At 49.0% G+C, this 25819-nt stretch carries 24 protein-coding genes; 13 read left to right on the top strand and 11 right to left on the bottom strand.

Annotation, left to right across the window (positions count from 1 at the left end; translation table 11 throughout):
• The first annotated feature begins 3 nt into the window (after positions 1–3).
• The 5 genes from Q0V82_RS03965 (at position 4) to Q0V82_RS03945 (ending at position 4532) form a co-directional block, all read left to right on the top strand.
• On the top strand, positions 4–1173 hold the full coding sequence (locus tag Q0V82_RS03965; protein WP_297572902.1) for an ABC transporter ATP-binding protein: 1170 nt from the start codon (positions 4–6) through the stop codon (positions 1171–1173).
• Complete coding sequence (locus Q0V82_RS03960; protein ID WP_226763093.1) at positions 1166–1936, top strand: ABC transporter ATP-binding protein; 771 nt, start codon at positions 1166–1168, stop codon at positions 1934–1936. The genes Q0V82_RS03965 and Q0V82_RS03960 overlap by 8 nt, the downstream gene beginning before the upstream one ends.
• On the top strand, positions 1933–2658 hold the full coding sequence (locus tag Q0V82_RS03955) for an ABC transporter ATP-binding protein (RefSeq protein ID WP_297572900.1): 726 nt from the start codon (positions 1933–1935) through the stop codon (positions 2656–2658). The genes Q0V82_RS03960 and Q0V82_RS03955 overlap by 4 nt, the downstream gene beginning before the upstream one ends.
• A 283-nt stretch (positions 2659–2941) precedes the next feature.
• Positions 2942–4141 (top strand): formate-dependent phosphoribosylglycinamide formyltransferase, encoded by a 1200-nt coding sequence (gene purT, locus Q0V82_RS03950; RefSeq protein WP_297572899.1) that lies wholly within the window; start codon positions 2942–2944, stop codon positions 4139–4141.
• On the top strand, positions 4134–4532 hold the full coding sequence (locus Q0V82_RS03945) for a group II truncated hemoglobin (protein ID WP_297572897.1): 399 nt from the start codon (positions 4134–4136) through the stop codon (positions 4530–4532). The genes purT and Q0V82_RS03945 overlap by 8 nt, the downstream gene beginning before the upstream one ends.
• A gap of 63 nt (positions 4533–4595) precedes the next feature.
• On the opposite strand, the gene Q0V82_RS03940 is transcribed toward Q0V82_RS03945, so the two are convergent.
• From Q0V82_RS03940 to trmL, 3 genes are all read right to left on the bottom strand, one after another.
• Positions 4596–5549 (bottom strand): class 1 fructose-bisphosphatase, encoded by a 954-nt coding sequence (locus tag Q0V82_RS03940; protein WP_297572895.1) that lies wholly within the window; start codon positions 5547–5549, stop codon positions 4596–4598.
• Positions 5550–5561: 12 nt separating this feature from the next.
• Complete coding sequence (gene tpiA, locus Q0V82_RS03935) at positions 5562–6377, bottom strand: triose-phosphate isomerase (protein ID WP_297572893.1); 816 nt, start codon at positions 6375–6377, stop codon at positions 5562–5564.
• Positions 6378–6863: 486 nt separating this feature from the next.
• Positions 6864–7328 carry a tRNA (uridine(34)/cytosine(34)/5-carboxymethylaminomethyluridine(34)-2'-O)-methyltransferase TrmL gene (gene trmL / locus Q0V82_RS03930; RefSeq protein WP_297572891.1) on the bottom strand — a complete coding sequence of 155 codons (465 nt, stop codon included), beginning with the start codon at positions 7326–7328 and terminating at the stop codon, positions 6864–6866.
• 275 nt (positions 7329–7603) lie between these two features.
• Here trmL and purU point away from each other — a divergent pair, with 275 nt between their 5' ends.
• Positions 7604–8458 carry a formyltetrahydrofolate deformylase gene (gene purU, locus Q0V82_RS03925; RefSeq protein WP_297572890.1) on the top strand — a complete coding sequence of 285 codons (855 nt, stop codon included), beginning with the start codon at positions 7604–7606 and terminating at the stop codon, positions 8456–8458.
• A gap of 109 nt (positions 8459–8567) precedes the next feature.
• On the opposite strand, the gene Q0V82_RS03920 is transcribed toward purU, so the two are convergent.
• The 6 genes from Q0V82_RS03920 to Q0V82_RS03895 form a co-directional block, all read right to left on the bottom strand.
• Positions 8568–9902 (bottom strand): ATP-binding protein, encoded by a 1335-nt coding sequence (locus tag Q0V82_RS03920; protein ID WP_297572888.1) that lies wholly within the window; start codon positions 9900–9902, stop codon positions 8568–8570.
• Positions 9903–9924: 22 nt separating this feature from the next.
• Positions 9925–10623, bottom strand: coding sequence for a response regulator transcription factor (locus Q0V82_RS03915; protein WP_173533858.1), 699 nt, complete (start codon positions 10621–10623; stop codon positions 9925–9927).
• A gap of 69 nt (positions 10624–10692) precedes the next feature.
• Positions 10693–11799: a ferrochelatase gene (hemH, locus tag Q0V82_RS03910; RefSeq protein ID WP_297572885.1), complete on the bottom strand. Its 1107-nt coding sequence runs from the start codon at positions 11797–11799 to the stop codon at positions 10693–10695.
• Between the two features lie 58 nt (positions 11800–11857).
• Entirely contained in the window at positions 11858–13789 is a 1932-nt protein-coding gene (locus tag Q0V82_RS03905) for a DUF3488 and transglutaminase-like domain-containing protein (RefSeq protein ID WP_297572883.1), read from the bottom strand.
• 2 nt (positions 13790–13791) lie between these two features.
• On the bottom strand, positions 13792–14757 hold the full coding sequence (locus tag Q0V82_RS03900) for a DUF58 domain-containing protein (protein WP_297572881.1): 966 nt from the start codon (positions 14755–14757) through the stop codon (positions 13792–13794).
• Positions 14754–15689, bottom strand: coding sequence for a MoxR family ATPase (locus Q0V82_RS03895; protein ID WP_297572879.1), 936 nt, complete (start codon positions 15687–15689; stop codon positions 14754–14756). The genes Q0V82_RS03900 and Q0V82_RS03895 overlap by 4 nt, the downstream gene beginning before the upstream one ends.
• A gap of 281 nt (positions 15690–15970) precedes the next feature.
• On the opposite strand from Q0V82_RS03895, the gene Q0V82_RS03890 reads away from it, so the two are divergent.
• From Q0V82_RS03890 to astE, 6 genes are all read left to right on the top strand, one after another.
• Positions 15971–16909: a histone deacetylase family protein gene (locus Q0V82_RS03890; protein WP_308445214.1), complete on the top strand. Its 939-nt coding sequence runs from the start codon at positions 15971–15973 to the stop codon at positions 16907–16909.
• A complete protein-coding gene (locus tag Q0V82_RS03885; RefSeq protein ID WP_297572877.1) occupies positions 16902–17399 on the top strand; it encodes a C40 family peptidase in 498 nt (165 codons plus the stop codon). The genes Q0V82_RS03890 and Q0V82_RS03885 overlap by 8 nt, the downstream gene beginning before the upstream one ends.
• 108 nt (positions 17400–17507) lie before the next feature.
• The gene (gene astA, locus Q0V82_RS03880) at positions 17508–18530 is read left to right on the top strand and encodes an arginine N-succinyltransferase (protein ID WP_297572875.1); all 1023 of its coding nucleotides are present in this window, start codon (positions 17508–17510) and stop codon (positions 18528–18530) included.
• 10 nt (positions 18531–18540) lie between these two features.
• Positions 18541–19998, top strand: a complete 1458-nt coding sequence (gene astD, locus Q0V82_RS03875; RefSeq protein WP_297572873.1) for a succinylglutamate-semialdehyde dehydrogenase — start codon at positions 18541–18543, stop codon at positions 19996–19998.
• Positions 19995–21350 carry an N-succinylarginine dihydrolase gene (astB, locus tag Q0V82_RS03870; RefSeq protein ID WP_297572871.1) on the top strand — a complete coding sequence of 452 codons (1356 nt, stop codon included), beginning with the start codon at positions 19995–19997 and terminating at the stop codon, positions 21348–21350. The genes astD and astB overlap by 4 nt, the downstream gene beginning before the upstream one ends.
• 72 nt (positions 21351–21422) lie before the next feature.
• Positions 21423–22427, top strand: coding sequence for a succinylglutamate desuccinylase (gene astE, locus Q0V82_RS03865; protein ID WP_297572869.1), 1005 nt, complete (start codon positions 21423–21425; stop codon positions 22425–22427).
• Positions 22428–22485: 58 nt separating this feature from the next.
• On the opposite strand, the gene Q0V82_RS03860 is transcribed toward astE, so the two are convergent.
• On the bottom strand, positions 22486–23451 hold the full coding sequence (locus Q0V82_RS03860) for a C40 family peptidase (protein ID WP_297572867.1): 966 nt from the start codon (positions 23449–23451) through the stop codon (positions 22486–22488).
• A gap of 93 nt (positions 23452–23544) precedes the next feature.
• On the opposite strand from Q0V82_RS03860, the gene Q0V82_RS03855 reads away from it, so the two are divergent.
• Positions 23545–25230 (top strand): AarF/ABC1/UbiB kinase family protein, encoded by a 1686-nt coding sequence (locus Q0V82_RS03855; RefSeq protein WP_297572865.1) that lies wholly within the window; start codon positions 23545–23547, stop codon positions 25228–25230.
• On the opposite strand, the gene Q0V82_RS03850 is transcribed toward Q0V82_RS03855, so the two are convergent.
• Complete coding sequence (locus tag Q0V82_RS03850; RefSeq protein ID WP_297572863.1) at positions 25227–25715, bottom strand: DNA-deoxyinosine glycosylase; 489 nt, start codon at positions 25713–25715, stop codon at positions 25227–25229. The genes Q0V82_RS03855 and Q0V82_RS03850 overlap by 4 nt on opposite strands.
• Positions 25716–25819 lie beyond the last annotated feature (104 nt).

Genomic DNA, 25819 nt, shown 5'->3' with positions numbered 1-25819 from the left:
AATATGACAAGTACAATCAATAGCGCCGAATTTCGTGCCAATAACTTAAAAACAACGCTGGTGCTGGGCGTGATTGCCGTGGTGTTAGCGATTTTGCCTTGGGCATTGGGCCACTTTTTTGAAAGTGGCAATTCATGGCTCAGGGCGGTGGATTTTGCTTTGCTCTACATTATGTTGGCTTTAGGGCTCAATATTGTGGTGGGTTACGCCGGTTTGCTCGATCTGGGTTATATCGCGTTTTATGCCGTTGGCGCTTATACCTTTGCCTTACTCAATTCACCGCATTTGCAGGCGGTGATTCCAGAGTGGTTATTCCAACCTAATTTCTTTGTCATGATGCTGATTGCGGCGTTTGTCGCAGGGGTGTTTGGCGTATTGTTGGGCTCGCCAACATTGAAATTACGCGGTGATTATTTAGCCATTGTGACCTTGGGTTTTGGTGAGATTATTCGGATTTTCATGAATAACTTAGATCGTCCGATCAATATTACCAATGGCCCACAAGGGATTAACAATATTCCGGCGGTGCAATTTGCCGGTTACGATTTGGGTCGTCCAATTGAATTTTTGGGTGTTAGTTTTGAGAAAATTCATTTGTATTACTACCTGATTCTCGCAATGTGTTTTTTCATTATTTTTGTTTCGATGCGTTTACAGCGCTCGCGAATTGGCCGGGCATGGGTGGCGATTCGTGAAGATGAAATCGCCGCGAATGCGATGGGGATTAATACTCGGAACGTTAAACTATTGGCGTTTGCCATGGGCGCGAGCTTTGGTGGTGTAGCCGGGGCTTTATTTGCCAGCTTCCAAGGCTTTGTATCACCCGAGTCGTTTACCTTGATGGAGTCGATCATGGTGTTGGCCATGGTGGTGCTGGGCGGGATGGGCAATATTCCTGGGGTGATTTTAGGCGCGGTGATTGTCTCGATTACGCCAGAAATTTTGCGTGACGTGATTAATCCATTGCAGCAAGCGCTAGTGGGCCGCAAGGTGGTTGATCCAGAAAACTTACGGATGTTGATTTTTGGTTTGGCAATGATTGTGATCATGCTGGTTAGACCTGCTGGCCTGTGGCCATCGAAACAGCGCCGAGCTGAGTTGGCCCCGAAAACGAAAACCATTTCGCAACAAGAAAATGACAGTTTGCAAGACGCGGAGCGCAATCATGACTGAGGTTTTATTAAGTATCAGTGGCATCAATAAGCGCTTTGGTGGATTGCATGCATTATCTGGTGTGGCTTTGTCGATCAATAAGGGTGAAATTTACGGTTTGATTGGCCCCAATGGGGCAGGTAAAACCACGCTATTTAATGTGCTGACGGGCTTGTATCAGCCCGATGAAGGGCAATTTACGTTTAACGGCAAAGATTTGTTTCGTAAAAAACCCAATGTCGTCGTCGAGGCGGGTATTGCACGCACATTTCAGAATATCCGTTTGTTTGCCAATATGACCGCCTTAGAAAACGTCATGGTCGGTCAACATGTTCGAACCCACACTGGCGTGATTGGTGCAGTATTTCGCCCACCCAAAGCGCGTGCTGAAGAGGCAGCGATTACGCTCAAAGCGGAAACCTTACTTGCTTATGTTGGTATTGCCGATAGAGCCGAGGAGTTGGCACGGAATTTATCGTATGGTGATCAACGCCGATTGGAGATTGCGCGCGCTTTGGCGACGAACCCGCAATTGTTGGCGCTGGATGAACCGGCTGCGGGGATGAATCCGAAAGAGACCGATGATTTAAAAAAACTCATGGAAAAAATTCGTGATGATGGCGTGACCATTTTATTGATTGAACATGATGTGAAATTAATGATGGGCTTGTGCGATCGGATTGCGGTGCTCGATTACGGTAAAAAAATTGCTGAGGGGATTCCTGAGCTCGTTAAAAACGATCCAAAAGTGATCGAAGCGTATTTAGGGGTGGCACCAGAATGACAGCGTCAGCGAATACATTATTAGAAGTGAAAGATTTAAAGGTCGCTTATGGTGGGATTCATGCGGTAAAAGGCATTAATCTTGAAGTCAAAGAAGGCGAATTAGTGGCTTTGATTGGCGCCAATGGGGCGGGTAAAACCACCACCTTAAAAACTTTAATGGGCATGGTCAAACCTGCTGGTGGCGAGATTTTATTTAAAAATCAATCGACAGCCAAAATCGAAGCGCATGATTATGTTCGTCATGGTTTAGTGATGGTGCCAGAAGGGCGAGGTATTTTTGGCCGCTTAACGGTGGAAGAAAACCTGTTGATGGGCGCTTATTGGCGCGATGATAAGGCGCAAATAGCCAATGACCTAGAGCGTGTTTATCAATTGTTTCCACGCGTGAAAGAGCGTTATAAGCAGCTGGCAGGCACGCTGTCTGGTGGCGAGCAGCAAATGGTGGCGATGGGCCGCGCTTTAATGAGCCGACCTAAGTTGTTATTGCTTGATGAACCGTCTATGGGCTTGGCGCCGATTATTGTGCAAAAAATCTTTGAGATTATTCGCATGGTGGCGGCCGAAGGCGTGACGATGTTGTTGGTAGAACAAAATGCCAAGTTAGCCTTGCAAACTGCCAATCGGGGCTATGTGATGGAATCGGGCAAAGTCACTTTTAGCGATGATGCGGCGGCTTTATTGTCCAATGAAAAAGTTCAGCAAGCGTATCTGGGTGAATAATGCGTTGCAGGTGTTTTGAATCAATCCCAGCTGCGGCTGGGATTTTTTATTGCCAATAGGTATTGCTCGCTAAGCTTTTATTTAATTGCGCTATCGAGCAATACCTATGCTTTCAATCAAAAATCTGCAGTGGAATACGATTTGCGATGTGGCGGCGAGCTTGGGTAATGAGCATAAATATTGTGCTCGGCTAAAACGGGATATCCCAGCAATGGTAAGCTGACAGGGTGAGTCGATAATCTAGCGATCTGTTCGCGCAGCAGAAAAAGGGAATGAGATGAGAATGGGTACGGCATTAACGCCTAGCGCCAGCAAGGTCATGTTATTGGGTGCGGGTGAATTGGGTAAGGAAGTGATTATCGCTTTTCAGCGCTTAGGGGTGGAAGTGATTGCGGTGGATCGCTATGCCAATGCGCCTGGCATGCAAGTGGCCCATCGTAGTCATGTCATCGATATGACCGATGGCCAAGCGCTGCGTGCCGTGGTTGAGTTAGAGCGGCCACACTGGATTGTGCCTGAAATCGAAGCGATTGCGACCGATGCTTTGTTAGCGATTGAGGCGGAAGGCTTGGCGACGGTGATTCCAACGGCGCGCGCGACGCATTTGACGATGAATCGCGAAGGGATTCGCCGCTTGGCGGCAGAAGATTTAGGCTTGGCCACGTCGTCATACCGATTTGCCGACAGCTTGGTGCAGTTGCAAACGGCGGTGGCTGAAATCGGTTTTCCTTGCTTGGTTAAACCCGTGATGTCGTCTAGTGGTAAAGGGCAGTCGCTACTCAAAACGCCAGCAGATGTCGTGACAGCTTGGGATTATGCTGCCAGTGGGGGTCGAGTCAAAAATGGCCGCGTGATTGTTGAGGGCTTTGTTGATTTTGATTATGAAATTACGCTGCTGACGGTGCGCGCCATCGCCGTTGGTGGCGAGATTGAAACACAGTTTTGCCAACCGATTGGCCATGTGCAAGTGAGTGGCGATTATGTTGAGAGCTGGCAGCCACAAGCGATGTCGGCGTTGGCGCTATCTCGCGCGCAAGACATCGCCGAGAAGGTAACCACCGCCTTGGGTGGTCGTGGTTTGTTTGGCGTTGAGCTCTTTGTGAAGGGCGGTGCGGTGTGGTTTAGTGAAGTCAGCCCGCGACCGCATGATACCGGTTTGGTCACACTGCAAAGTCAGCAATATTCAGAATTTGAATTGCACGCGCGGGCGATTTTAGGCTTGCCAGTGGATGTGAGTTTGCGCTCGCCCGCCGCGAGTGCGGTGATTTATGGCGGCGTAGATGCGGTTGGCGTTGCCTTTGATGGTGTGGCGCAGGCCATGGCGGTGCCGACGGCCGATGTACGTTTGTTTGGTAAACCAGAAGCCTTTGTTCGCCGCCGAATGGGGGTGGCGCTCGCCAGTGGCGTGGATGTTGAGCAAGCGCGGCAGCGCGCCAAATTAGCCGCCAGCTGTGTGCAGCCAGTGGAGGTGAATCATGACTGACAGCGCCGCAGTGCAGGCAATGACGCCGTATGAGTTACTTGGTGGTCCGGCGATTTTGCGGCAATTGGTTGATCGCTTTTACGACATTATGGCGAGTGATCCACGTGCGGCGGGGGTGCATGCGATGCATCATGCTGATACCACGCAGATTCGTGAACGATTTTATGATTTTTTATCGGGCTGGCTCGGTGGACCGCAATTATTTATTGAGAAATATGGCCACCCACGTTTGCGCGGGCGGCATATGCCGTTTGCCATTGGTGAGGCAGAACGCGATCAATGGATGTTGTGTATGTTGCAGGCTTTGGCTGAGGTGCCGATGAATAGCGATTTGCGCGAGCATTTAGAAGAGTCGTTTATGAAAACAGCTGATTTCATGCGAAATCAGTAGGTTTTATGGGTATTTAACTGTAGGCTTTATTTCATATGCTCTGCAGTTAAATACCCTTGTTTTTTATTCGTGATAACGAATTAAACGGGCGACTTCATTTTTAGAGCCCAGCATCACCGGCACGCGTTGATGTAGTTGGCTTGGTTGCACGTCTAAGGTGAGTTGCTGTCCGGTACTGCTAGCGCCACCCGCTTGCTCAACAATCATCGCCATGGGGTTGGCTTCGTAAAGTAGTCGTAGTTTTCCATTCGGTTTGGCGCTGTCTTTCGGATATAAAAATACCCCGCCACGAATCAAAATGCGATGTACTTCGGCGACCATTGAGGCCACCCAGCGCATATTGAAGTTTTCGCCACGTGGTCCTGATTTACCGGCAACACATTCATCAATATACCGCGCGATGGGCGCTTCCCAAAACCGTGAATTTGAAGCGTTAATGGCAAATTCTCGGGTGTCGTTCGGGATGGTTAATTCAGGGTGCGTTAAAACAAATTCGCCAATTTCACGGTCTAAAGTAAAGCCTTGCACGCCCGTACCAGTGGTGATCACCAGCATGGTGGATGAGCCATATAAGGCATAACCTGCGGCGATTTGCTGGCGGCCGGCTTGTAAAAAATCCGCCTCGGTTGGGGTTTGCTCGGGCGCGCGCAAAATAGAGAAAATACTACCCACTGAGATATTCACGTCGACATTGGATGAGCCGTCCAGCGGATCAAATACCAGCAAATATCGGCCTTGTGGGTTGCCTTGCACGATGGTGTCGAGCTCTTCGGAGGCCATGGCGGCAAAATGCCCGCAGTCACCCGCCCAATTGAGCATGATGTCATTGCTGATGATGTCGAGTTTTTTTTGCTCTTCCCCTTGGATATTGCCACTGCCCGCATCGCCTTGTGTGCCAGATAAAGCCGCGCGCGCGACCGCATTGCTAATCACTTTACAAGCACCCGCTATATTGCCAAGCATTTGGCGCATGTCGCTAGGCTGGGTTTGCAAGCAAGTGGAGAGTGTCACGGTCATGGGGCTTCCTTATCAAGTCAGTTGTGCTGCGGCACGGCTGGTGAAGCTGGCCGCTTGATAAATGCGGACTAAAGAATGAACTTCTAATGAGGCGCTGCCAATTAAGCCGCCGTCAATGTCAGGCATGGCAAATAAAGCGGTGGCATTGTCGGCTTTGACGCTGCCACCATACAGTAACATCATTTCATCGGCGGCATCGGCATCGGTTTTGGCGAGGTATTCACGGATAAATTGATGCGCTGCTTGGGCAATCGCCGGGGTGGCCACTTTGCCGGTGCCAATCGCCCAAACCGGTTCATAGGCAATAATGGCTTGTCGCCAGCCTGGTGTGGCCAGTAGTGCGTCCAGTTGCTGGCCGAGTATCTGCTCGAGTTGCCCGGCGTTGCGCTCGTCCAAGGTTTCACCAATGCAGACAATCGGTGTAATGCCGGCATCAATACACGCCTGAGCTTTGGCCGCAATCAGTAAGTTGTCTTCTCGGTGATGTTGGCGACGCTCGGAGTGGCCGACAATCGCATGATGGCAGCCCAGTTCCGCCAGCATGGTGGCCGACCATTCTCCGGTGCGCGCGCCATTTTGCTGTGCTGCAACGTCTTGTCCGCAGCAATGAATGCCGGTTTGTTGCGCCAGTCGTCCCAGCTCACTTAAGTAAGGTGCAGGGGGGCTGATAATCAGGTCGGCACCCGGCTGAACGATGTGATTGAGTTGACTGATGGTTTCTCGACAAAGGGCAAGACTGCCATGCATTTTCCAGTTGGCCACGACCAATTTATTACGGCGTGCTATGGCTAGTTTTTGGCGGTTGTGTGGTGCGGTATTCCAAAGCATATCGGACTCCTTCGGGGCATCAATCAGTGGTATGGGCTGGTAATCAATCGATTGTTGCTGTGATCAGCGACAAATTCGATGCCAGAGGCGTTCAACTGAATGCACCTGCACGGTTAAGCAAATATCGCTAGTCGGTGTAGGGTCCTGAATGTCGGGTTCATCCTTCGGCGATGCAAGAATAGACCCGCAACACTATTGAAGAAAGCTGGGGAAATCCGTATTGGGTACAACAGCACTAGGTAAATCCCCTTGAGGTTTAACGCATATACAGGGCTAGTGGTATCAGACTTGTGAGGGGGTAGGCTGTTTTGGTTGCTAACTGAATTATTCTGTTTGAGTTGGCTGATTTGGTATTGTTGGGCTGATTTAAAAAGAAAAGTTGATTTTAATTTGGCAAATCAGAGCTTGCTCGCTGTGTTGTCGATTGATTATTTTCGATCTCGAACAAGCCCGATTTAGTCATCGTCCTTTTAAATTGGTATTACTTTATGCGCCACCAATAAAACCGTTTTGACGCCACGCTTCATAAATGGTGATTGCCACGGTGTTGGATAAATTTAAGCTGCGATTATCAGGCTGCATCGGAACGCGAATGCGCCGATCGGCAGCAAAAGTTTGTAATAAATCGGCGGGTAAGCCACGGGTTTCTGGACCAAAGACAAATACATCGCCCGGCTCGTATTGTAATAAGTCAAAGCGTTGCGAACCTTTGGTAGTGGCAGCAAAAAAACGCTGACCCGCTAAGTGTGCCACACAGGCATCCCAGTCTTCATGGACCAACATATTGGCATATTCGTGATAGTCGAGTCCGGCGCGTTTCATTTTGGTGTCATCCAAAGGAAAGCCCAGCGGTTTGACCAGATGCAAAATGCAGCCGGTGTTGGCGGCCAATCGAATGACATTGCCCGTGTTGGGGGGGATTTCAGGTTGGAATAAAACGATATTGAACATGATGTCGCAGATGAATGAATAACAAAAGCAGCTAGTTTATCACTTGAATCGAAGATGGTTTTGTCGTTTGGTTTTTTCAAACATTCAAAAACCAAGAATGTATTTGGATAGGCTGATTTGTTTTGGGTTAGGGCGCTCGCTCTCGCTGATGTGAGGTATAAAGGTGAAAAGTACGCTTCGCGGCGGATTAAGAGCAATACTTGTAACAGCGCGACTGTTATCTGATGTTGGGTGCTGTTAGAATAAGATTATACCTTTATTCAAGATGATGCCGAATGACTCATACCGCGACTCTACTGATTAGTTGCCCAGATCGAAAAGGCCTATCGGCCGCGATCGCTAATTTTTTGTATACCTATAACGCCAATATTGTGCATTCAGATCAACATCAAGATAATACCGATGGTTTGTTTTTGATGCGTATCGAATGGGATTTGGCTGACTTTACTTTAGATATGAAAGCATTTTCAGCGGCTTTTCAGCCGATTGCCGATCGTTTTCAAATGACGTGGAAAGTTTCTTTATCGAATCGGCCACAAAAAGTCGCTATTTTTGTATCGAAATATGATCATTGCTTAGTTGATTTATTGCATCGACATAAAAGCGGCGAGTTTAATTGTGAAATTCCGTTAATTATTTCTAATCACGAAGATTGCCGTGCATTAGCCGATTTTTATGGGATTGAATATCACGTTATTACTGTCGGTAAAGACAATAAAGCGGCCGCAGAGGCCGCGCAAACGGCATTGCTGCATGAAAAAGAAATCGATTTGATTGTGCTGGCGCGATATATGCAAGTGTTAAGCCATGAATTTACTGCGCAATTCCCGCAACGCATTATTAATATTCATCATAGTTTCTTGCCGGCTTTTGATGGCGCTAAACCTTATCATCGTGCGTTTGCGCGCGGGGTTAAATTAATTGGTGCGACCAGCCATTATGTGACTGAAGTGCTCGATGATGGCCCAATTATTGAACAAGATGTGAACCGAATTTCGCATCGCGATGATGTTGAAGCATTGATTCAACAAGGTCGTGATTTAGAGCGCGTGGTCTTGTCGCGTGCCGTGCGTTGGCATTTGCAGCATCGGGTGTTGGTGTATTCAAATAAAACAGTTATTTTTGATTAATCAATGCGTTGATTTTGTTTCAGAGAATAAAAAAGTCCCGCTCTTTAGATGCGGGACTTTTTTATTGCCAAAACAGTGCTTATGTTTTAGGCCGGTATGGCTGGCAACGTTAGGTATTTAGCTCTGTCTTTGGCAATACCACATGCACAATTAAACCATGCGGGTCGGCATCGCGTAATTGCACACTGCCGGCGTGACGTTCTGCAATTTCACGCACAATGGCCATGCCAAGGCCGCAGCCATTGCCAGTTTGCTCGCGGCGATAAAAACGCTCAAATACCCGATCTTTGTCGCTATCCGGAATGCCGGGGCCATTGTCTTCAACGTCAACGATGTAGTTCTTTTCGTCTTCGGTGAGTCGAACGGTTACGCTGCCATCGCGAGGAATGTATTTAATGGCGTTTTCAACCAAGTTAATAAACATTTCTCTCAGCAGTGCTGAATTACCATGCAGTGGCGCATCTTGCACAAAGCAATCGCAACCCAGATCGATCCGCGCCGCTAAAGCCCTTGGCACGAGCTCGGCGGTTAAGTCGCGAATGATTTTCGCCAAATCCATATGCACTTTAGGGATGCTATTTTGGCTGCCGGGCTCTGAACGGGCCAAGGTCAACAGTTGGTTCACCAAGTGAATGCTTCGCGTGGCACTGGTATGCACCATATTGAGCCGTTCGCGCAGCCCTTCAGGCGAATTTTCACGCATGGCTAATTCAGTTTGTGATTTTAGTCCTGCCAGTGGGGTACGTAATTGATGTGCCGCATCCGCAATAAATCGGCGTTGCCGGTCAATACTGGCTTCGGTGGTCGCCAATAAATGATTCAGTGCCGCCGAGAGTGCATTCAGTTCACGAGGTGCATCTTGTAAGGCCAGTGGCGATAAGTCTTGTGGCTTACGTAATTCCATCATCGATTGCAACTGGGCTAACGGCCGTAAGCCACGTCCTATACCCCACCAAACAAAGAAAATCGTGATGATGATGAGTAAGAGTAAAGGGATTGCGGTAGATAGAAAAATATTGCGGGTATAAATGTCACGTTCATGCAGGTTAAAGGCAATTTGTAAGGTTTTGCTTGATTGCGCGACGTCATTTTGCATCAATACACGATATTCTTGACCGTCAATTGTTTGGTAATAAAAAAATGGATCGCTTGGCGCTTGATCCATTTGAGGCATAACTAAATCAGCTCTGCCGGCGATTAAGCGCTGATTGCCATCATGGATGGCGAATATCTCTAAATCATCCAGCGAATCAATGGTTGCGATAATTTTGGAGCTGAGTTCCGGGCTGATCTGCGCTTGGTGTTGGATGAGTTTAGCTACGGCATTGGCCGATTTGATTAAACGCTTATCAATTGCATTGTCGGCATAGTGCAAAGTAATTGATAAAAAAAGTGCTGCCCCAGCAAGGCAAAATACCAGCTGGGGCAGTAAAAGCCACAACAACAACTGTTGTCGTAGCGAAGTTTTAGTTAGTCGCATCAGTAGGAATGACTTGCTGCTTTTCAAGTAAATAACCCAAACCACGAATGGTACGAATCACCACGCCAGCTGGATCTAATTTTTTACGTAAGCGATGCACGTAAACTTCAATCGCATTCAGGCCAACTTCAGCATTTTCATTGCCTAATTCGCTGACGATTTGCTCTTTAGTGACAACGCGGTCGATGTTTGACATCAGGATTTCGAGTACGGTCAATTCACGAGCTGACAAATCCAGCGGCGTATCATTGCACCATGCACGTTGACCGGCGCGGTCAAGACGCAAATTGCCAAGCTGTTGTACCGATTGTGGCAAGATTTGGCTGCGGCGTAATAGCGCACGCAAACGCGCTTCGAGTTCAGAGAATTCAAATGGTTTTGCCAAATAATCATCGGCACCCGCATCCAAACCGGCGACGCGTTCATCCAAGCCATCCAATGCGGTTAGAATCAAAATCGGCAAAGAAGGCTTATGCTGACGAACATTACGCAATACTGTCAGGCCGTCCATATTAGGCAGGCCGATATCCAGTACCACAGCGTCGTAGTCGTTATGAAGTAAAATTTGTAATGCTAAAGCGCCGTCATTCACGCAATCGCATTGAAAGTCTGCTTGCGAAAGGCTTGATTTTAGCGCGTCGGCTAAGATCAGGTCGTCTTCAGCTAAGAATAGTTTAGTGGCCATTGGGTATATCCCCTTTTGTAAGATTAAGCTTACCGCAGAGTGTAGCGTTAATTTCTAAAATCCCCAAGTTCAATTTGTTGTATTTATGGTCTTGCATCTATTAAGTGATTGATTTAATTCATCTATATTTCTTTTTTCAGCTTTACCGTTTGTCAGCCAGCCTGTCAGCTCGGTGCGAACCAGTTCTTCGAGCGTAGAAATCCACTTGGCATGATCATTCAGGCAAGGAATAAACTGATAGCTTTTTCCGCCCGCTTTTAGATAGTCATGCTGACCTTCAATGGCAATTTCTTCCAGTGTTTCTAAGCAGTCGGCAACAAATCCGGGGCAGATAACATCCAGCTGTGATAGTTGTTGTTGGCCAAGCTGTTGGAGTACCTGACTGGTATAGGGCTTAAGCCATTCAGCTTTGCCAAAGCGAGATTGAAATGCAACGGTATATTGGGCGGGGGTCAGATCAAGTGCTTCGGCCAATAGCCGGCCGGTTTTGAGTGCGTGGCAATGATAAGGGTCGCCTTTTTCGAGCGTATAACGCGGCACGCCGTGAAAGCTCATTAGTAAGTGCTCGCCTTTGCCATTGGCTTGCCAGTGCTGGCGAACTTGCGCGGCCAAGGCGGCGATATAGTGAGGATGGTCGTAATAAGGTGCCACGGTGCGGATGGCCGGTTGAAAACGTGTTTTTTGTAATACACGGTAAACCTCATCATTCACACTGGCGGTGGTGCTGGCAGCATATTGTGGATACATCGGCACGATAATGATTTTATTGCAATTGAGTGCTTTTAATTTGCTGATTTGGCTTTCGATTGAGGGCGAGCCGTAGCGCATGGCATAGTCAACAACCAGTTGTTCTGGAAATGCTTCGCCCAGTTGCCCTTTGAGGAGTTTGGCTTGTTTGATGGTCCAAACTTTAAGTGGTGAGCCTTCTTTGGTCCAGATGCTGGCGTATTTTTCAGCACTTTTTTTCGGGCGCACGGTCAAAATAATGCCGTTGAGAATGCACCACCAAATGGCTTTGGGAATCTCAACCACGCGCGGGTCGGAAAGAAACTGTCTTAAGTAGGGGCGTACAGCTTGGGCGGTGGGCGCCTCTGGCGTGCCTAAATTAATTAAAAGCACGCCAATTTTGGCTGGATTTTGATGTGCGAATTGCGGTTCAGTTAAAAAGCGAGCCATAGTTTTAAATGAGAATGAGTGAATGAGGGTTTGGCCATCATAAATCGATCTGTTTGAATTAAGCAAAACGTTTAATGGCGATTTTTAATTGCGCTAATGCGCTGCTGTCTTGGGCATAACGTGCCGCCAAATAGAGATTGGTGATCTCAATCATGCTGGCCGCCAATTCGGGCTGTGCTATTTGGCAGCGCACGGCAAACTGGCTGGCGGTTTCATGCGGTGCTTGGTAAAGCTGATAGCGGTGTAATTTTTTGCAGTAGCGCGCAAATAATTGACTGGCCATGTCGGTCGGTTGCGCTGGGTTGCGATGTAAAAAATAAACTAAAAACCCACCAAGAATAAGTAGTAATCCACCGCATAAATAGAGTAAAAATCGCCAAGACAAAAAGTCATTAATGCCTAGCCGCTGGAGTAAATTCAGTTGACGCTGACTATCGTATGCAATCACCCACTGATTCCAATGATTCACCCACGCATCAAGCTGCAGTCGCATGGCTTTAATGAATGTCGCGTTGCGACTCAATAGGCTGGGCAGTGCATCATTTTGCAAGCGAGATGCAAAGCTGTTTTCGAAGCCATTTTCGATGCGTGTTGGCGAAACCACAAAGGTCGGATCGACGCGCTGCCAGCCTTGCTCTGGCAGCCAAACCTCAACCCAAGCGTGGGCATCGGCTTGTCGAATCATGTAGTAATTGCCATTGGGATTAAACTGGCCACCTTGGTAACCGGTAACAATACGCGCAGGCACGTTGGCGGCCCGCATCAGCACGGCGAACGCACTGGCGTAATGCTCGCAATAGCCCTGTTTTGATTCAAATAAAAATTCATCAATGCGGTCTTTTTTTTCTAGCAATGGTGGGGTTAGTGTGTAACTGAAATGCTGGGTCTTTAGCCATTGCAAGCCCGATTGAACGCGTTGTGCAGGTGCTTGTTGTTGCCAGCTTTGCGCGAGGGAGACTGTTTTTGGGTTCAGAGAAGGCGGTAGTTGCAGTGCCGCTGCAGTGTCAGCGTTACCCAAGGTTTGCCAGTGTAAGGTGCTACTGGCGGTGTAGCGCAGTCTTTGACTGATTGGGCTGCGTTGGATTAATTGCAATTGTGAGTTCAGCATCGCCGATTGTGGGAACTGAGTGGGTAGATCTAGTGCCAGTAACCAGTTTTGTTGGTGTGGCTCCAAGGTGATGCTGTAGTTGACTTGCGGGCCGCGTGCGATGATTGGCGGTGGGTTGCTCGAATGTGCTGTTGCAGGTAGCCAAGATTGGCCATCGAATTGATCGAACACTGGGCCACGCCAATACAGCTGAGTTTGACGCGGTGCCATGCCGTTAAATTGCGCACGAAAGGCGATGCGATCATCTTGGATTAATTGATTTAAGCTGCCCGGCGACATTTTGTCCCCAGATAGACCCGTGCGAGCGGCGGTCTCGTTGGGTAAACTCCAAAGCGGTGCTGGTAGTCGAGGAAATAAAATAAATAATAAAATAGCAAGGGGTATTGCTTGCAAACAGATTTTGATTGCTGTCTTGATGGATATACCTAGGGTTAGTACCTTGTTTTCTAAACGCAGTGCAATGCAAACGGTTGCGACTAAGGCCAAGCCAGCCAACGCCGCTTGCCAAGGCGCTTGCCCATGTAAAAAGCTGATCCCTGTCGCAAAAAAGGCCAGCAATAGCATGGCATGCGCATCGCGAACTGAGCGTGTTTCATACAGTTTGCTGATACATAGCGCAATCAATACGGCCACCCCAGCTTCGCGCCCAATCAGGGTTTGATGGACTTGATTCACGAGTAGCAAACTGAGGGTCGCCAATAATAAACTAAAGTGGCGCGGGATTTGCGTGCGCCATTGGGGGCGTAAGCCACAATAAGTCAGTAGTAGCAAGCCTAGCAAACCGGATAACCAAGGGGTTTGCATCATGAGATGCGGCAGGCAAACCAAAAGCATCAGCACGCCAAGTTGCTGTTGTTCTTGAGGACTCAGTTGACGGCTCATACTCATCTTGTAGGGGTAAATTGCGCGAGTGCCATGAGGCAGCGTTGCTGATGGATTGCGCCAGATGCAGGGGCAAAGTGTGCATTGGGCAGCTCAAGCCCATAAGCTTGCTCACGCGCGTGGGCGGCTAAAATCCAAGCGCACAACCGACTTAAAGCGTGTTCAAGCGCTAAACCTTGCACATCCGCCCAGTGAAAATAAATGCTTTGTCCAGCTGGGGATTGAAACTGCTTTACCAGCAGTTGCTCGCCATGCGCACTGTGTTTCCATGCAATGGCATGCTTGGCGTCGCCGCGTTGAAATAAACGCAAACCATTAAATTCATCTTGGCCATTGCTGCTAGACAGCGTTGGTCCAATCGATGGGCCGCGTCCGATGGGCGGTGGCGGTGGGTTTTGTTCCGGTGCGGGATAAACCCATAGTGATTGCGGGCTGTTTAGGTAGCTCCAGCAACAAAACAAGGCCATCGGTTGCGTTGATTCCAGTCGTAAACGCGGTAAAGAAACTGCACCGCGTTGTGGGCATGGCAGCCGTAAAGTGACGTCTTGTGTCTCCCAAGGTAGCAAGTTTGCCAGCCAAGCGATGGGGCTGTGGCGGCAAGAGACTTGCAATTGGCTGCGCGAGATATTTTTTGTATTTTCAATATGAATTAACACCGCCGCGTGTTCACCAGCAAAAACGGCAGAGATTGGGAGTGCCTCTAAGCGCAGGCCAAGTAGATTGGCATACGATTTAAACATGACGGTTTGGCCAATGCCAATCAGCAAAAAGGCAAACAGTAAACCTAAGTTTAATTGGTAGTTTAACGCCCCAACGAGCAGTGTCAGTACCATGATGCTGTAAGCGAAGCCATAGCGCGTCGGCAAGATATAGAGTTGCTGATGGCGAATAGCTTGTGGACCACTGCGCGCTGGGTGACGGCGATTGATCCAGCGCTGCCATGGCTTATTGATCGTGGATTTAATCAAGGAATGGCGACCTGCGTCAAGATTTGCTGAGCCGCGGCAAAGTCATTGCGATGGCTGTGTTTCGAGATTAAACGATGGCCAGCTACGGCGACAAAAACGTGTTGTACATCATCGGGCAGCACCATATTGCGTCCATTGAGCCATGCCCAAGCTTTGCTGGCATGAACTAAGCCTAAAGCCGCTCGCGGTGATAGGCCATATACAAATTGCGTGTCGCGTCGGGTGTGTGCAATCAGTGCTTGAACATAATCGAGCAGTGCTGGTGAGAGTGTGAGTTGCTGTATCGCCGTTTGTGCTGCGATGAGGTGTTGAGTATCTAGCAGTGGGCTGGTTTGCTGAAGTAACACCTGCCGATCTGTGCCTTCGAGTAAGGCGCGTTCGGCGGCGGGACTAGGGTAGCCTAGTTCAATACGTAACAAAAATCGATCCAGTTGCGACTCAGGTAAAGGGAAAGTCCCGATTTGCTGTTGTGGATTTTGTGTTGCAATCACAAAGAAAGGTGCAGGTAATGAATGCGTTTGCCCGTCGAGCGTAACTTGGCGTTCTGCCATGGCTTCGAGTAAGGCAGATTGCGTTTTGGCCGTGGCGCGGTTGATTTCATCGGCCAGCAAGACTTGAGTAAAAATCGGGCCGGGATGAAAATGAAAGCGTGCTTCATTGCGCTCGTACACTGAGACGCCGAGTAAATCAGCCGGCAGTAAGTCACTGGTAAATTGAATGCGTGCAAATGCCAAGCCCAAAACCTGCGCTAAAGCATGGGCTAAGGTGGTTTTTCCAACGCCAGGAATGTCTTCAATCAATAAGTGGCCTTGGGCCAAAACACACGCTAATGCGAGTCGAATCGCTTGGGGTTTGCCAACGATAATTTGATTCAATTGCTGTTCTGCAGCGTGGAGCTGCTGCAACAGGCTGTGCGGTGTTGGTGGCGACATTCTTTCCCTCTTATGCTGTGCAGCGTAAACTTAACAATAAATCGGTCTATTGAGCAAGCGCTAAGTCAGAAGGTATCGTACTAGGTGGACCGAAAATGTTTGATCTCAAGACGGGTTTTGAGGCGAGTAAGAAATAATGCAAAGATTAAGAACGTCGCAAGTTTTCTTGATGGTGCAGAATCGACGATAAAGAACATGTTGAGCAAACATAGATCGATGTGATCAGCATTTGTTTTTCATATAAAAAGCAAGATGAATATAGTCAACAAGGGGCAATTTCTGTGGTCGGTTCCTGTGGTGCAACGGCATATATTAGTCATCCATCGTGTGTGATGCATGAAATGGGGCAAGGTCATCCTGAATGTCCTGAGCGATTGGCGGCGATTCAAGATCGCTTGATCTCTGCGGGTATTTGGGATTATTTATTGCATGTGACAGCGCAAGCAGCGACGCGTGAGCAGTTGTTGCGGGTGCATCCGGCGGCCTATTTAGATCGTTTGGCCGTTGCCAGTCCCGCGCAAGGGCATGTGCATTTAGAGCCCGATACGGTGTTAAATCCTTACACGATCAATGCGGCTTATCATGGCGCTGGCGCCGGGATTCAAGCGGTGGATTTGGTGATGCAAGGCAAGGCGCAAAACGCCTTTTGTGCGATTCGTCCACCGGGGCATCATGCAGAAAAAGAAAAAGCTTTTGGGTTTTGTTTTTTAAGTAATGTCGCGATTGCCGCCAAGCACGCGATGGCCGTGTATGGCTTAGAGCGGGTGGCCATTGTGGATTTTGATGTGCACCATGGCAATGGGACTGAAGACTGCTTATGGGATGAACCTCGCGCTTTGATGGTGAGTATTTTTCAGCATCCGTTTTTCCCTTATTCAGGGGATGTGCCGATGGCGGAGAATATGCACAATATTGCGATGCCACGAGCGACCAAAAGTGCCGAGTTTCGTGAAGTGGTCACCCAGCAATGGTTACCCTTACTCAACGAATTTAAGCCGCAATTGATTTTGATCTCGGCCGGTTTTGATGCGCATCTGGAGGATGAAATGGGCTCGATGGGCTTGGTTGAGGCCGATTATGCTTGGGTGACGCAGCAGTTAATGAAAGTCGCGGCGCGCTACAGTGAGCAGCGCATCGTGTCGATGCTCGAAGGTGGCTATGATTTATCGGCGTTGGCGCGCAGTGTGACAGAACATGTTCGAGTGCTCGTGGATGATTAAATTTGCGATCTCTTTACTCTGTGGGTTTTTTATACTAACTGGGTGTACCTCCACCAAACCAGCGAAACATAAGCCTGCCAAGCCAATACCCTCGCTGGCTAATATTCAAGTGGAAGGGGCAGGGCGCGAAGTGGTGATGTATGCCCTGGGCTTACTCGAAACGCAATACCAGTTTGGCGGCACCAATCCAGAAGCGGGTTTAGATTGCAGCGGCTTGGTCTTGCTGGTGTATAAAAACGCCCTCGGTGTTACGCTGCCACGTACCGCTGCGGCCATGGCAGCCGCCGCAAGGCCGGTGAGTCAGTCTGAAATGCGGGCGGGTGATTTGGTGTTTTTTAAAACCACCGATCGTTCTTTTTCACACGTTGGTATCTATCTTGGCGATGAAAAATTTATTCATGCGCCGTCCAGTAATGGTCGAGTTCGGATTGAATCACTAAAAAATGTTTACTTTGCTCCGCGCTTTGAAGGGGCGCGCACCTTGATGTAGACCATCAGTGAGTGCTTACTCCGCTTAAGGATTCAATGGGGATAGTACCGATACGCGGTTTTTCAACACTTTGCTACATTGGTTATATTCCATTTTTAGTTGAAGACCATGTTAATACGCCCGATCGTCCCCGCAGATCTAGAGGCGCTCCTTGCTTTGGCAGCGACCGCGGGTGTAGGCGTTACAACGTTACAGCCCAATCCTGAGCGCTTAAGTGCGCGCATTCAAACCAGTAATTTAAGTCTGCATGGTCAACTTGACTTGGCCGATGCCAGCTATTTATTCGTGCTTGAGGACGACGATAGTCAACAAATTGTCGGCATTTGCGGCGTTGAGGCTGCTTTGGGCATGCATGACACTTGGTACAACTACCGCGTCGGACTGTCGGTGCATGCATCACGCGAAATGCAAATCTATAAGCAACTACCTACGTTATTTTTGACTTCCGATTTAACCGGCTCAAGCGAGCTGTGCTCCTTATTTTTAAAGCCCGCATATCGCCGCAATGGTAATGGCGCTTTGCTGTCGAAAAGTCGCTTTTTGTTTATGGCTGAGTTCCCAGAGCGGTTTTCTGAGCGAGTGATTGCAGAAATGCGCGGCGTTTCGGATGAAACTGGGCGTTCGCCATTTTGGGAAAGCTTAGGTCGGCATTTTTTTACGATGGATTTTTCTTATGCATATTTTATGTCTTACGTCGGCAGCAAGTCGTTTATCGCAGAACTGATGCCTAAGCATCCAATTTATACCTGCTTTTTATCGGATGAAGCTCGGGCCGCCTTGGGGCACGTGCATCCGGCCACTGAGCCGGCCCGTGCTTTGCTGGAGTCCGAAGGCTTTCGCTATCAAGGCTATGTCGATATTTTTGATGCCGGTCCAAGCTTGGAGTGCAGCTTAGCCGATATTCGTGCCATCAAAGACAGCGCCGTATTTTCCGTTTTGCCCGTCGCCACCGAGCCGATTGATGGCTCAGTTTGGTTAGTGAGTAATCGAAGCCTGACTGATTTTAGAGTCACTTTAGCGGTGTCTTTGCCCCAAGATGGCGTCTTGCCGCTGACTAGCGAAGTATTAAAACGCTTAAATTTAACGCATGACGCGACTGTTCGTGCTGTGCCTTTGTCCGCAAAGGTTTAAAGGAAAAAGTATGCAATTAATTCATGGGCATTGGCTGTCTGGCCGTGGTGAGGTTTTTTCTTCGCGCAATCCAGTAACGCAAGACATTGTTTGGCAAGGTGCTGCTGCCAATGAAGATGACGTGAAGGAGGCGGTTTGTGCTGCACGTGCCGCGTTTATTGCTTGGCGTGATCTGCAATTTGCCGAGCGTGCGGCCTTGATTCGCAATTTTGCTGAACTATTAAAAGCCAATCAGGCCAGTTTGGCCGATGTGATTGGTATTGAAACGGGTAAGCCGCGCTGGGAAGCGTTGACCGAAGTGGCAACCATGGTCAATAAAATCGAGATTTCGATCAAAAGTTACGAGGAGCGAACCGGCTATAAAGAAGCGCAGCAAGGTGACGCGCAAGCGGTGTTGCGCCATCGGCCGCATGGCGTGGTGGCGGTATTTGGTCCGTATAATTTCCCGGGTCATTTACCCAATGGCCATATTGTGCCAGCGCTGTTAGCAGGCAATTGCGTGGTATTTAAACCGTCTGAATTGGCGCCGATGACTGCGCAAAAAACCGCTGAGCTATGGATTGCAGCGGGCTTACCCGCAGGCGTACTCAATGTGCTACAAGGTGGGCGTGAAACCGGCGTCGCTTTGGCGGCCAATCCCGATTTAGATGGCTTGTACTTTACCGGTAGTGCCCATACTGGCTATGCCTTACATCGCCAATTTGCCGGTGCGCCACATAAAATTTTGGCGCTAGAAATGGGTGGCAATAATCCTTTAGTGGTGGAAGAAGTCAGTGACGTTGATGCGGCAATCCATCATGTGATTCAGTCGGCGTTTATTTCTGCGGGTCAACGTTGTACCTGCGCGCGGCGTTTGCTGTTGCCGGTTGGTGCGTGGGGTGATGCGTTTATTGCTCGCCTGATTACGGTGACTGCTGCTTTACAAGTCGGTCCTTGGGATGCGCCAGCCCAGCCCTTTATGGGGGCGGTGATTTCGCTGGCGGCGGCCGATGCCATGCTGGCGGCGCAGCAGCGTTTGCAAGCCCAAGGCGCGCACACTTTATTGGCTATGCAACGGCTGATGCCAAATACCGCCTTATTGTCGCCAGGCATCTTAGATGTCAGCGATGTGGTTGATCTACCGGATGAAGAATATTTTGGTCCTTTGCTGCAAGTGCAGCGCTATGCCGATTTTGATCAGGCGCTGGTGCTGGCCAATCGCACGCAGTTTGGCTTGGCGGCGGGTTTATTGTCCGACTCACGGTCGCAATATGACTATTTTTGGCGTGCGTCGCGCGCTGGCATTGTGAATTGGAATAAACCGTTAACCGGTGCATCCAGTGCCGCGCCATTTGGTGGCATTGGCGCTTCGGGTAATCATCGGGCGAGTGCGTATTATGCCGCCGATTATTGCGCCTATCCGGTGGCCTCGATTGAGGCTGAGCAATTGCAATTGCCGGCTCAATTGCCAGTGGGGATGACTTTATGAGTTCAGTACGAGCATTTGAAGCCAATTTTGATGGTTTGGTAGGGCCAACGCATCATTATGGCGGTCACTCGTTTGGCAATGTGGCATCCACGGGCAATGCCAATCAAGTGGCCAATCCGCGCGAAGCGGCATTGCAAGGCTTGGCCAAAATGAAAGCCTTGGCCGATTTAGGCTATCGCCAAGGCGTATTGCCGCCGCAAGAGCGGCCGGCATTGTGGATGTTGCGCGACCTGGGGTATACGGGTAGCGACGCCGAAATCATTGCTGCTATGGGTAATACCCCTGCTGGTTTTTTGTCTTCATTGAGTTCGGCGTCTTCGATGTGGACTGCCAATGCGGCGACAGTCAGCCCATCAGCCGATACGCAAGATGGCCGGGTGCATTTTACGGTGGCGAACTTACAAAATAAATTTCACCGCGCCATTGAGCACAAACAAACCGCTCGCACGCTAAAAAGCATTTTCGCGGATTCGCAGCATTTTATGGTGCACGACGCGTTGCCGATGCTTGCGGCTTTAGGGGATGAAGGCGCGGCCAATCATACTCGGCTGTGTCATGACTATGCCGATCAAGGGGTGGAGTTTTTTGTCTATGGCCGTCAGCATTGGGGCGGCGCAATTGCGCCGCAGCGCTATCCGGCCAGACAAACTCGAGAAGCGAGCGAGGCGGTGATTCGTCGGCATGGTTTAGCCGCCAGTCACACGGTGTTGGCGCAGCAAAATCCCGCAGTGATTGATGCCGGGGTATTTCATAATGATGTGATTGCGGTGGGCAATCAAAACGTGTTGTTTTGTCATCAAGATGCGTTTTTAGCCTCTGATCAAGTGTATGCCGAGTTGACGGCCAAAATGGCCGGGCAGTTACACATTATTGAAGTGCCGCGCAATGTTGTGAGCGTGGCTGACGCGGTGAAGTCGTATTTGTTTAATAGCCAATTGCTGGCCAAATCCGATGGCAGTCAGCGTTTGGTCATTCCTGAAGAATGTCGTAATACGCCTGCGGTCTGGGCTTATTTGCAAGCATTGCAAGCTGCTGGTGGCCCGATTAATGAGTTGCTGGTGTATGACTTAAAGCAAAGCATGCAAAATGGCGGCGGCCCCGCTTGTTTGCGCTTACGAGTGGCTTTAAACGACACTGAGGCCAAAGCAGTCAATGCTGGGGTGTGGATGAACGACGCGCTGTATGCACGGCTGACGCAATGGGTTGCGCGGCACTACCGTGATCGTTTAGTTGAGACCGACTTGCTTGACCCAGATTTTTTAATTGAAGTGCGTAGTGCATTGGATGAATTGACGCAGATTTTGCAATTAGGCTCGATTTATCCGTTTCAGATGCAAGGCGTGGATGTTTAAGAACGCCCGTGTCATGGGCTGATCCTGCTAAAATTAGCTCACCATTATCGGTTTCCCTTGGGTTAAGTGCAAATGAGTCGTTTTTTACAAGAAACATTATCAGGAAATACCGCCATCGCCTTGCCGTACTGCTTGCCAACTGGGGCTGGCGTACAGGTTATGGATGAGGGGGTGATTCGCTTTGAGCCGCAAGACATCGACAACACGGCATTAGATCTGGTGATTTCTTGCGGCATTCATGGCAATGAGACTGCGCCGGTTGAATTGGTCGACCAATTGATTGAGCAAATCATGTTGGGGGCGATTAAAGTGCGCGCGCGCGTGCTGTTTATTTTTGGCAATGTGGCGGCGTTGCGATCAGGTTGTCGGTTTGTTGAAGAAGACATGAATCGACTCTTTTCTCGTACGCCCGAAGTTGAAGATGGCGTAGAAAAAAGACGCGCCGCCATGCTAGAAATGCATATCATGCGGTTTTTTCAAGCTAATGCGCCAGCCAAAAAGCCACGCTTTCATTACGATTTACATACCGCAATTCATGGCTCTTTGATTGAAAAATTCGCAATTTATCCGCTGCCTAAGCCGGGCAATGCTTTCTCTAGGGTTGAAATCGCGCGTTTGTCATTGGCGGGGGTCGATACGGTGTTATTGCAATCGACGGTATCGAGTACCTTCTCGTTTTTTTCCAGCCGACATTGTAATGCTGCGGCATTTACCATTGAATTGGGCAGTGCGCGTCCATTTGGCGAAAATCAGCAAATCGATTTATCTAAAATGGCGAGCTATTTGCAGCAATTAATTCAAGGCGAGTTACCAACGCCAGATCTCGTGCCGGAACAGGTGCAAGTATTCCGTGTTTCGCGTGAAGTGATTAAAAAAACCAATGATTTTAAATTTGCCATTGATGCTAAAACCGATAACTTCACGCCTTTAGCGCAAGGTTTGGTTTTGGCGGAAGATCAGGGTGAGGCATTTATTGTTGAAGAAGCTAACGCGCGGATTATTTTCCCGAATCCCGATGTGCCACCGGGTTTGCGAGCAGGCTTGGTGATTGTGCCCGCTAAAGATTTTGATGCTTAAACGCAAAAAAATAAAAAAAGCCATTCGTTTTGAATGGCTTTTTTGTGGGCGAAATGAATTATTTTTTATTTTGACTGCTTGTTTTCGGTTTGGCCGTACTGGTTTTAGCGACGGCTTTACGCGGTGTTTTAGTGGCGGTTTTGTTGGTGGTTTTGCTGGTGGTTTTTTTTGCCGTCGTCACTTTTTTAGTTGCGGTTACTTTTTTGCTACTGGTTTTTCGGCTGGTAACGGTGCTTTTTTGTGCTTTTGTCGTACGAACTTGTGCCGTACTTGGCTTACTGCTAACCGTTGAGCATTGCGTCACTGTTTTTCTATTCTTACCTTTGCCGGTCACCACTTTTTTACACACCCGCTTGCTGCCACTGCTGACTGCGGTCGTTGCTACGGCGCTGCGTTTGTTTTCATTGCTGCTGGCAGCCAGCATGGCGTTGACGTTTAAGCCCTCTGTATTGCCGCCATCGGCCATTCGCCGCGCACCGGTAAAGCGCGAGGTCCAATAGTTAATGCCCATATTGGCCACTTCAACGCTGCGCCCTGCACGGGGTGAATGAATGAATCGATTGTCACCCAGATAAATGCCAACGTGAGAGAACGTTCTGCCTAAGGTATTGAAAAAAACCAAATCGCCCGGTTTTAATTCTGCTTTATCAATGGTTTTGCCTTTTTGCGCCATTTCAAAGGCGGTGCGCGGCAAGGTTAAATTCATCGAATTTTGAAATACATAGCGAATAAATCCGCTGCAATCGAGTCCGGACTCTGGGGTGTTGCCGCCCCAAGTGTATTTCACGCCAATTAAGCTCATCGCCGACAAAAGTAAATCCTGAGCCGGTGTATAGTCAGCTTGTTTTTCTGTCAGTTTGTCGGTGGGTTTTTTGTTGCGCTTCGCCTTGCTCGCCGAATTGCCGCTAGGCTTGCTGCCCCAGCTACTTGGGGTCGCAACTTCGCCAATCGGCATTTCCTCGTCGGCATAGACAGATTGTGCGCTCAAGCTTAAAAGTGTGGTTAGAATGATGATCCATTTCATGGGCAGGAACTGTACGGATGTGCAATCGGGCTGTAAAGCATAAAATTGAAAAATTCCGAATTTTATTGGTTTGATTTAAGGAAATAAGACTTAATGCTGAAAGAAACGTTCACTGTTGTCAGAGATTTACCTCGAGTGAGGGAGATTGTAGCGATTTTAATTCGCTATGGTCTTGGCAATTTGGTGCAAAAATTAGGCTTGAACAAAGGCATAGAACGCGCTAGTGATGCTTTGCATTTGCCCGGCGAGCATGAAGTTGAGTTGTTAGAGCCTGCCGTACGGGTGCGAAAAGCATTAGAGCAATTGGGGCCGACATTCATCAAATTGGGGCAGGTTTTGGCCACTCGGGTGGATATGTTTACCCCGGATTGGATTGCTGAATTTGAAAAACTACAAAGTGAAGTGCCGCCTTTGGATTTTGCCGTTTTATTGCCCGAATTACAGCAATTATTAGGCGATGATCCGCATGTGATTTTTAAGGCTTTAGATCCTATCCCGGTCGGCTCGGCATCGATTGCCCAAGTGCATCGAGCGCAATTGCAAGATGGCACTGAGGTGGTGCTTAAAATCCGTCGCCCAGGGATTATCGCCAAAATTGAGGCCGATTTACGTATTTTGCGGCATGTCGCCAGTTTGGCCGAATTTGAATTTCCTGATTTGCGCCGCTATCAGCCGGTGCGCATTGTCGATGAGTTTGCCAAGTCAATTCGTCGAGAGCTTAATTTGTCGACTGAAGCGCGCAATTTAGAGCGCTTCGTACAAAATTTTGCTGGGCATGACGATATTGAAATTCCGCGCATTTGGTGGCAATGGACTGGCGAGAGCTTGAACGTGCAAAGCTATATTGGCGGCATTGCGGGCAATGATTTAGCTGCGGTCGATGCTGCGGGTATGGATCGAACCATATTGGCGGCACGTGGCGCGGATGCGGTACTCAAAATGGTGCTGATTGATGGCTATTTTCATGCGGACCCGCACCCGGGGAATGTGAAGTATTTGCCGGGCAACCGGATTGCCTTTTTAGACTTTGGCATGGTGGGGCGATTGCCTCGGCCACGACGCGATCAAATCGTCGATTTATTGGCGGCATTAGCTCAGCGTGATGAGCACGGCATTTTGAATGTGTTGCTGGAGTGGACGGGTGACACCTTAGTGGATGAAACTAAATTGGCCAGTGATATTGCCGATTTTATGTTTAATTACGAAAATCTACCGCTAAAAGACGTTCCTTTTGGGCATATGCTCAACGATGTTGCCGTCATTATGCGCGACCATGAAATCACATTGCCATCGGATTTGACGCTGCTGTTTAAGGCGCTGATCACCTTGGAAGGCTTGGGACGGCAGCTTGATCCGGATTTTAAAATGGTGCCGCATCTGACGCCTTTTGTAAAAGAAGTCATTCTTGAGCGCTTGAGTCCTAAAGCTTGGCTTAAAACCGGCAAAGACAATGTGTTTGAAGCCTTCAGTGTGTTGTCCGGTTTGCCCAGTGATATTGGTAAATTGATCAAGCAAGCGAGGCGCGGGAGTTTGAAGGTCGATTTGGATTTAAAGCGCTTGGATCGTTTTGGCAGTTTACTGGCTAAAAGTGCCAATCGCTTAACCATGGGCATTGTGACTGGGGCCTTGATTATTGGTTCGTCGATTGCCATGACGATTAAAACCGGCCCGACTTTATTTGGTATGCCATTGTTGGGATTTTTGGGTTTTATCGTGGCTTTGGTGAATGCCATGTGGCTGATGTTTGCGATTTGGGCTTCAGGTAAAGATGAGCGCTAGGTTTTTAAATAGGGCGCAAGCGCAGTGCGCCAAGTATGGCATTTCTGATTGAAACTCAGGGTATACGCCGGACTACTCGATGGTAAAACGATTTGCTTTATATACCCAGGGATGAGTTTGCTGCCATATTGAGCGGCGGTTTGGCCGTTAAAGGCCACTAACTGCAATTGATCGAGCTCGGCGCACCAAGTGTGTAGCGAGTTCAATTGCGGCGCTTGAATCGCTGTATCTAGGCTGCCAACACGGCTCGCTTGTTGCACCACATCCCAGAGCGCAATGCCGTATTGCTTGATGAGGGTGTAGCGTTCAGCAAAGGGGCGTTGTGTTAAGTCGACGTCAATGAGCTGACTGATGATGGGCCAAAAGGCGTTTCTCGGGTGGGCGTAGTAATGCCCTGCGGTAAGCGAGGCGTCGCCAGGTAAACTGCCTAGTATCAATAGTTGGCAGTGTGGGTCAAAAACGGCATTAAAGCTGGCTTTTTGCATTGGGAGATTGGTCGCTGATTCTCAAGGCCGGTAGCGCTTTGAGCGGTAGTTTTGCGACGCAGTGCCGCAGTGGTTTTGATTCTCGTGATCGACTTACCTCGCCA

Origin of the sequence: uncultured Deefgea sp. (assembly GCF_947072475.1) — a bacterium.
GTDB lineage: Bacteria > Pseudomonadota > Gammaproteobacteria > Burkholderiales > Chitinibacteraceae > Deefgea.
Note: the sequence above shows the minus strand (reverse complement) of the source record. Positions and strands in the feature narration are given on the sequence as shown.